7 protein-coding genes are annotated in these 7,869 nt (G+C 72.8%); 4 read left to right on the top strand and 3 right to left on the bottom strand.

From position 1 onward, the window contains the following. The first annotated feature begins 1 nt into the window (after position 1). A complete protein-coding gene (locus ABT053_RS30795) occupies positions 2-364 on the top strand; it encodes a DUF742 domain-containing protein (RefSeq protein WP_350973674.1) in 363 nt (120 codons plus the stop codon). Next, positions 345-932 carry a GTP-binding protein gene (locus ABT053_RS30800; RefSeq protein ID WP_350973675.1) on the top strand — a complete coding sequence of 196 codons (588 nt, stop codon included), beginning with the start codon at positions 345-347 and terminating at the stop codon, positions 930-932. The genes ABT053_RS30795 and ABT053_RS30800 overlap by 20 nt, the downstream gene beginning before the upstream one ends. A 217-nt stretch (positions 933-1,149) precedes the next feature. Here ABT053_RS30800 and ABT053_RS30805 read toward each other — a convergent pair whose 3' ends face one another. Next, positions 1,150-2,142 (bottom strand): ABC transporter substrate-binding protein, encoded by a 993-nt coding sequence (locus tag ABT053_RS30805; RefSeq protein WP_350973676.1) that lies wholly within the window; start codon positions 2,140-2,142, stop codon positions 1,150-1,152. A 508-nt stretch (positions 2,143-2,650) separates the two neighbouring features. On the opposite strand from ABT053_RS30805, the gene ABT053_RS30810 reads away from it, so the two are divergent. Then, positions 2,651-5,722: a sensor histidine kinase gene (locus ABT053_RS30810; RefSeq protein WP_350973678.1), complete on the top strand. Its 3,072-nt coding sequence runs from the start codon at positions 2,651-2,653 to the stop codon at positions 5,720-5,722. 1 nt (position 5,723) lies between these two features. Then, positions 5,724-6,326 carry a DUF742 domain-containing protein gene (locus tag ABT053_RS30815; protein ID WP_350973679.1) on the top strand — a complete coding sequence of 201 codons (603 nt, stop codon included), beginning with the start codon at positions 5,724-5,726 and terminating at the stop codon, positions 6,324-6,326. Here ABT053_RS30815 and ABT053_RS30820 read toward each other — a convergent pair. Then, on the bottom strand, positions 6,316-7,329 hold the full coding sequence (locus tag ABT053_RS30820; RefSeq protein ID WP_350973680.1) for an SIS domain-containing protein: 1,014 nt from the start codon (positions 7,327-7,329) through the stop codon (positions 6,316-6,318). The two genes, ABT053_RS30815 and ABT053_RS30820, sit on opposite strands and share 11 nt — an antisense overlap. A 28-nt stretch (positions 7,330-7,357) precedes the next feature. Continuing rightward, entirely contained in the window at positions 7,358-7,804 is a 447-nt protein-coding gene (locus ABT053_RS30825) for a hypothetical protein (RefSeq protein ID WP_350973681.1), read from the bottom strand. Positions 7,805-7,869 lie beyond the last annotated feature (65 nt).

Consider the following 7,869-nt stretch of genomic DNA (forward strand, 5'->3'; position numbering starts at 1 on the left):
CGTGCTCGGGATTGACGGAACCGGGGACGACGAACCCCTGTTCCGTCCGTACGCCGTCACCGGCGGCAGGTCGGAGCCCCGTTTCCACATGGCGTTGGAGGCGCTGGTCTCCTCCTCCTTCATCATGGAGGAGGACCTGGCTCTGCTCACCCCCGAGCAGGATGCGATCATCAGGCTCTGCCGTTCGTACCGGTCGGTCGCCGAGATCTCGGCTCTGCTGAAGGTGCCGCTCGGCGTGGCCCGCGTGCTGGTGGCGGATATGGTCGACGAGGGCTTCGTCCGCATCCACCAGCCGCACCTCAACGAGGGACAACCGGACCTCAACATGCTCGAAAGGGTTCTCAGTGGACTTCGCAGGCTCTAGCCAGGGTGGCCTGACGTCAACGAAGATCGTTGTCGCGGGCGGGTTCGGCGTCGGCAAGACCACGTTCGTGGGGGCGGTGTCGGAGATCGTGCCGCTCACCACGGAGGCGGTGATGACCGACGCCAGCGCCGGGATCGACGACCTGGGGCTCACCCCCCACAAGAGCACCACCACGGTCGCGATGGACTTCGGCCGCCTCTCGCTGGACCGCGACCTGATCCTGTACCTGTTCGGTACGCCGGGTCAGCACCGGTTCTGGTTCATGTGGGACGACCTGGTCCGCGGCGCGATCGGCGCGGTGGTCCTGATCGACACCCGGCGGCTCGCCGACGGGTTCCCGGCGATCGACTACTTCGAGGAGGCCAAGCTCCCCTTCGTGGTCGGCGTCAACGGCTGGAACGGCGAGTTCCCGCACCACGAGGAGGAGGTGCGCGAGGCGCTGACGCTGGCCCCGCACGTCCCGGTGGTGCGGACCGACGCCCGCTCCCGCGACTCGGTGAAGAGCACGCTGATCACCTTGGTCGAGCACGTGCTGCGGGTCCGCACGGCCTACGGCACGTCGGTGTAGTCACGCTCTCCCTCCGGGGCCGCGCCCGTTTCTCACGGGCCCGGCCCCGGACGTGGTTCCGGGGTCGGGCGGTCCAGGACGTGCGGTCGAGGGTGTGCGGTCCGGGGCCGTGCGGTCCGGGGCGGGACGTGGTTCCGGGTTGTGCCGTCCGGGGTGGACGAGGTTCCGGTCGTGCCGTGTCGTCCGGCGGGGCGTGGCCGGGGGACCCGTCAGCTCGTCAGCCCGGTATCCATTCCTTCCAGGTGATCCTGTTCGCGTCGATCCACTTCTGGGCCGCCTGGGCGGCGTCGAGGTCGCCGTCGGCCATGTCGCTCGCCACCGCGTTCTGCTGCTCGTTCGTCCAGGAGAAGTTCCGTACCAGCTCGTAGGCCCTGCCGCCGGTGTCGGCGAACCGCCTGCTCACGATCTTGTCGGGCAGGTAGGGCGGGTAGTCGCACCTCACCCTGGCGGGGTCGGCGTCGCAGCCGATCGCGTACGGCGGGAGGTTCACCTTCGCCAGTTTGAGCCGGGTGAAGAGCCACTGCGGTTCGTAGAAGTACATCAGCAGCGGGGTCCGGTCGCGGGTCGCCCGTTTGGCGGCGTCGACCAGCGCCCGCTCGCCGCCCGCGCGGACGACCCGGTAGTCGAGGCCGAGATTGCGGACCAGGGCCTCGTCGTTGGTGACACGCGAGGAGTCCCCGCTGAGAAGCTGACCCAGGTTTCCGGATTTATCCGTTCTGAAGAGGCGGGCGTACGTGTTGAGCCGCCGCCAGTCGGTGATCCCTGGATACTTGTCCGCCATCCACTGCGGGACGTACCAGCCGACGACCCCCCTGGTGCCGCTCTTTCCCGCGGAGACCGCGACCTTCTTCTCCTCGATGTAGGTCCGCTTCAGCGCCTCCCGCCCCCAGTTCTCCACGATCACGTCCACCGTGCCCTTCTCGAGGCCCTCCCAGGACTCGGCCGGGGTGAGTCTCACCGTCTGCACCCGGTAGCCGAGCTCCTGGGTCAGCAGGCGGCCGATGACGGCGGCTCCGGCCTCGTAGCCCGCCCACTCGTTGAGGGCGATCCGCACCGTCCCGCCGGAGGCCGGGGGAGCGGGTGCGGACGTCTCCCGCGCGTCCTGGCCGGTGCACGCGGCGAGGGGGAGGAGCAGCGCGGCGACCGCGCCGAGCGCCAGGAGTCGCCGGGGGCGCCGGGGGCGACGTGGCCGGAGGGGCGGCGCGGTCACCGCGCGGGCCACCGGAAGACGCGTCAGCAGACGGAGACGGACACGGAGACGGAGACGGAGGGCGCGGACGGGCGGGCGGGAGCCGCGAACCGGGCTCGCGGCGTCGCCGGGTGTGGCCACGGTCTCCTCCAGGGTTCGCCGCCCGGATTCGGCGGGCCGGGGACGCGGTGCGGGCTACGGATGTAGGGGGTCAAGATATGCGTACATATCGCGGACCACAATTTCGTGATCCGCCGGGGCCGGTCCGCTTCCGCCGCGGGCCTCCGCGACCGTGGAATGTAACGATTTAAACGGTCATACAGGTCGGAAAGTCCCTAATAAGGGTATTCAGCGGACCGGAACCGGGGTTCCAGTCATAGCTGGAGCCCCGGGTCGAGTCCCTGCCTCACCAGGAATACCCATTTACCGAGCTGCGTTCGCTTGGCCCCACAGGTTGATATGTGCTCGAATTGCCAGGAACCATGGGAAATTCGACCGAAGGGTTCATCCACCGAGAGGGCAGCGTTCGGTGAGTCCACAGGAGATCCACGACGCGGGCAGCGGCCTGCGCCCGCGGAACTGGCGAGTACGCCGGCGCCTTGTCGCGCTCGTCCTGGTGCCCACGATCGCCGCGGTGCTGCTCGGCGGTGTCCAGGTGTTCGCCTCGACGCGCGCCGCCGGAGACTACCAGCGGGTCAACGACCTCGCCCGGCTCTCCGCCCGCATCGGCACGCTCACCCACGAGCTGGCCGAGGAGCGCGACCGCACCGCCTGGTTCATCGCCCTCGGCCGGCCGGAGAACGGCGTGAAGGACGTACGGGCCCAGATGGACCTGGTCGACGGCTTCGCGGCCCGCGTCCGCGAGAGCGGTTCCCTGCTCGGCGAGGAGGTGAGCGGCCGCACCCGGGACGAGGTCGAGACCGCGATCACCCGCCTGGACGACCTCCGCCCGCTGCGCGAGCAGGCCCTGAGGTCGGCGCTGCTGCCCGACGCGGCCATCGCCGCCTACTCCCTCGTCATCGCCGACCTGCTCTCCCTGTACGACGAGCTCGGCAAGGGCAGCGCCGACGACGTCCTGTTCGGCCAGGCGATCACCCTGGACGCGCTCGCCCGCGCCAAGGAGGCCCTCTCCTTCCAGCGGGCGCTGCTGACGGTGGTGCTCGTGGCGGGACGGTTCGAGCAGGGGCAGATGGAGCGGTTCCTCGGCGCGCTCTCCACCGAGCGCAACGAGCGCAGGACCTTCGCCGCCGAGGCCGGGAACCGGGAGCGCCGCCTCTTCGACGAGACCGTCAACGGCCGCACCGCCGAACGCGCCGAACTCCTCCGCGAGCTGGTCCTGCTCCGCGCGGCCTCCGGCGTCTCGCTGAGGGGCCTGGACCTGGAACGGAAGGACGACGCCGGGGAGTGGTACGACGCGGCCACCGTCATCATCGGCGACATGCGCGAGGTCGAGGAGCGGCACGCCCAGGACATCGTCGCGCGCAGCCAGCAGCTCGGCGACGCCGAGCAGAGCCGCGCCCTGACGGTCGCGGTCGCCGTCGCCGCCCTGCTGGCGTTCGTGCTGGCGATCACCGTCGGGGTGGCGCGCTCGCTGGTCAGGCCGCTGAGACGGCTGCGCAGGGAGGCGCTGGAGGTCGCGGGGGAACGGCTGCCCGCGTACGTCCAGCGGGTCCGCGACTCGCACGAAGGGGAGATCGCCGCCGACGTGCCGCCGATCGGGGTGTTGTCGCGCGACGAGATCGGCGAGGTCGCCAGGGCGTTCGACGAGGTCCACCGGGAGGCCGTGCGGCTGGCGGGCGAGGAGGCCAGGCTGCGCGCCACGGTGAACGCGATGTTCGTCAACCTCTCGCGGCGGAGCCAGGGCCTGGTGGAACGCCAGCTCACCCTGGTCGAGCGGCTGGAGCGCGGCGAGCGCGACGACCAGCGGCTGGCGGACCTGTTCAAACTCGACCACCTCGCCACCCGCATGCGCCGCAACAGCGAGAACCTGCTCGTCCTCGCCGGGCAGGAGGTGGCGCGGCGCTGGAGGCAGCCGGTCGAGCTGATGGACGTGGTCAGGGCCGCGCTGTCGGAGGTGGAGAACTACGAGCGGGTGACGAACCGGGTCCAGTCGGAGGTCGCCGTCGCGGGCCCCGCGGTGAGCGACGTGGTCCACCTGCTCGCCGAGCTGGTCGAGAACGCCGTCTCGTTCTCCCAGCCGGACACCAGGGTCACGGTGTCCAGCAGCCGGGTCGACGACGGCGGGGTGATGGTCTCGGTGACCGACAAGGGCATCGGCATGACGCTCGACGAGCTCTCCCAGGTCAACTGGCGGCTGGCCAACCCGCAGGCCGCCGACGCCTCGATCGCCCGCCACATGGGCCTGTTCGTCGTCAGCCGCCTCGCGCTCAAGCACGGCATTCGCGTCCAGCTCCGCCCCCAGGACTCCGGCCTGACCGCGATGATCATGATTCCCGAGTCGCTCCTCGTCCTGCCGCCCATCGTGGGCCGTCCGTCCGGCTACCCGCAGCCCGTCTTCCCGGGTACGCGGGCGGGCGTGGCCGGTCTTCCCGCGGGGGTGGTCGGCTTCCCCGCGGGGGCGGGCGACTCCCCGTTCCCCGGTGACGCGGGTGGTCCGCCCGTCCCGCCCGTCCCGCCGTTCCCGCACACCGTGGACGACGAGGAGGAGGACGGAGCCGAGGACGGGGAGGGGGCCGAGGGCGAGGACGGTCCGGCCGTGCCGTTCCCGGAGGTTCCCGGTGTCGCGGGCCGGCCGTCGCGGGTCCCGCTGCTCGCCGCGCCCACGGCCGCGCAGGCACCTCCCGCGACGCGGGCGCCGCTGCCCTCGCGGGTCAGGACGGACGCGGCCGCGCGGAGCGTGTGGAGCCCGCCCGCGGAGCGGATCCGCCCGCCGGGGAAGCGGGGGGAGTTCCCGCCCGGCCCGTTCGACGGCTCGCAGGGTTTCCCCGATCGTCTTCCAGGGCCGCTGGACGGCTCGCCGGGTTCCTTTGGCCGTTCCCCGGGGCCGCTCGACGGCTCGCCGGGTTTCCTCGACGGCCTTCCCCCGGTGGACGAGACCGGTGCGGGGACCTCGGGGGAGCGGGAGGACGACTACCTGCCGATCTTCGCCGCGGTCGAGTCCGCCTGGTTCAGGACCGCCGCCCTCTCCCGCGCCCCCGGCGCGCGGACGACCGGCCCCGAGGCGGATGCCGTTTCCGGTTCCGTCACCGGTGACCCCGCCTCCGAGGACTCCTCCGTTTCCGAGGGCTCCGAGGGCTCCACTTCAGAGGGCTCCACCTCAGGCGGTCCCGTTTCCGAGGAGGCCCGGCCCGAGCCGGAGGCGTGGACCTCGCCCGGTGACCTCGGCTGGCAGGCCGCGCAGGCGGCGAGCGCTCCCGTGCTCGGCGGTACGACCGAGGCCGGCCTGCCCAGGCGTACCCCCCGGGCCAACCTGGTTCCCGGCTCGGTCACGCCGTCCGTACCGTCTGAGTCGTCCGAGTCGTCCCCGGCCCCCGTGCCGGGCAGGCCCGCCCTCTCGCCCGAGCGGGTGCGCAGCCGTATGACGAGCTTCCAGGAGGGCGTGCGCAAGGCGCGCAACGAGCTCCCGAAGCGGGAGGGATAGCGTGCGGGCCGGAAACCGGGACCACGGGCGCGAGTTTCGCGACGATCACGCCTCCCCCGGGGAGGAGGGGTGGGACGACACGCCCCGGTACGGCCTCCGGGCCGGGGCCGCGGGACACCGCTGGCCCGCGGCGCCGCCCCCGGCCGCGCCGCCCGTGCGCGCTCCCGGGGCCGAGGCGCCGGGATACGGCTCCCCGGAGGAGCCGTCCGGGTTCGGGGCGCGGCGGGACGGGCGCCTCGGGTACGAACCGGAGCACGACGAACCGGCCGAGGAGGAGAGCGCGCTGGTCCGGATGTACGCCGTGACCGGGGGACGGGTCGTGCCGAGTTCGAGGCTCGCCATGGAGGCGCTGGTCTCGACCACGACCACGACCCCGCTCGGCCTGTCCTACGTCCGGGAGTACCGCTTCATCAGCGATCTGTGCCGCAGCATCCGCTCGATCGCGGAGATATCCGCTCTCCTGAGCGTCCCCCTCGGCGTCACCCGCGTCCTGGTCTCCGACATGGAGTCCGAGGGCCTGGTGCGGATCCACCACCCCCGGGTCACCGCGGCCGGTCCCGGGCCCGACCTGCTCGAACGCGTCCTCAACCACCTCAGGGGGTAGGGGTTCCCGCGAGCCACCAGCGGGCGGCGACGAGCTCGGCCACCAGGGTCTCGGTCAGGAGCGCCACGTCGGGGTCGTCGTCGTGGCGGTAGCGGACGGAGGCCCTGGCACCGGGAAGGTCGCCGCCGACGGCCAGGACGGTGGAGCCGCGTTGCCCGATCCAGTCCATGGCCTGCTCGTCGTAGCGGGAGCCGGGGAAGAGGATGGCGCGGTAGTCGAGGGTCTTGGTGAGATAGACGTCGACGTGGGCCCAGTCGCCGGTCTCGCACGCGTCGGCCGCCCTGCGGGGGCCCTCCCGGAACATCAGCGCCGACTGCTCGGCCGAGGACAGGTGCTCGGCGGGGGCGATCGTGTAGACGCCGTGCGGGCCGTCGAGCAGCGCCGCCGCCGGTTCCAGCCACTCGTCGCGGCGGTCGAGCAGGTCGGCGGTGGCCTCGGCCGTACGGCGGAGCAGCCCGGGCACGTCCCCGCCGAGACCGCCGGGCTCGTCGCGGGCCGGGACGCGCCCGCCCCAGCCGGGGACGGTCAGATGGCCGCCGAGTGCCAGGAGCAGGGCGAGGGTGTGCTGGAAGGTCCGGCAGGAGACGCCGCCGCGCTCCTCGCCCGCCAGCATCGGGACCACCAGGTCGGCGCCCTCGGTGACGGCCGAGTCCGGGTCGTTGGTGAGCGCGAGGACGAAGGACCGGCCCCGGTGGCGGGCGACCGCGTCCAGGGTCTCCCGGCTGCCGCCGGTGGCGGAGATGGCGACCACCAGGGTGTCCGGGGCCGGCGGGTAGGACAGGGCGGCGGAGGCGTACTCGGCCACCGCGTCCACCCCGGCGGCCCGCAGGCGCAGCGCGGCCACCCGGGCGGCGTACCGGGAGCTGCCCATGCCGAGGAGGAGCACCCGCCGGATCCCCGGGGGGATGCCCGCGAAGGGGTCGCCCGACTCCAGGGCGTCGGCCAGCGCGGCCAGCGCGGCGGGCTTGGCCTCCAGGTCGGCGAGGTACAGCTCGGGGATCACGGTCTCTCCTTCGTCGGAAGCGTCGGGTTCAGCGGTATCGGGAGCGCAGCACGCCCATCGGGGCGTAGCGCCAGCGGGGCAGGTGCCTGGCCGCGTAGACGAGCTCGCGGCACTCCTGCTCGATCTCGAACGGGCGCAGCAGGGAACGGTCCAGGAGCGCGGCGTGGCCCAGCTCGGCCAGCCGTCCGAGGTAGGCCGACTCCAGGGCGGCGCGAGCCGTGGCGGACCATCCGGCGATCACCTCGGGGTCCGCGTCGCGGCGTTTGACCGCGACCTGGGCGACGTGTTCGAGGCTCGTGGTGAGCTGGGCGAGGTCGCGGGCCGCGGGCTGGAAGGGGTCGGCGCCCGCGACGGTCGGGTTGCCGTCGAAGTCGATCACCGCGTAGCCGTCCCGCCAGCGGAGGATCTGGCCGACGTGCAGGTCGCCGTGGATGCGGATCAGCGGGGTGGCCCCCGCGGAGGCGAGGGGGGCCATCCACGTGGACCTCGTCGAACGACTCCTTCGGCACCCGGGACCAGATGGCCTCCTCGGCGAGCCGG

Origin of the sequence: Streptosporangium sp. NPDC002524, assembly GCF_040295985.1 — a bacterium.
Classification (GTDB): Bacteria; Actinomycetota; Actinomycetes; order Streptosporangiales; family Streptosporangiaceae; genus Streptosporangium.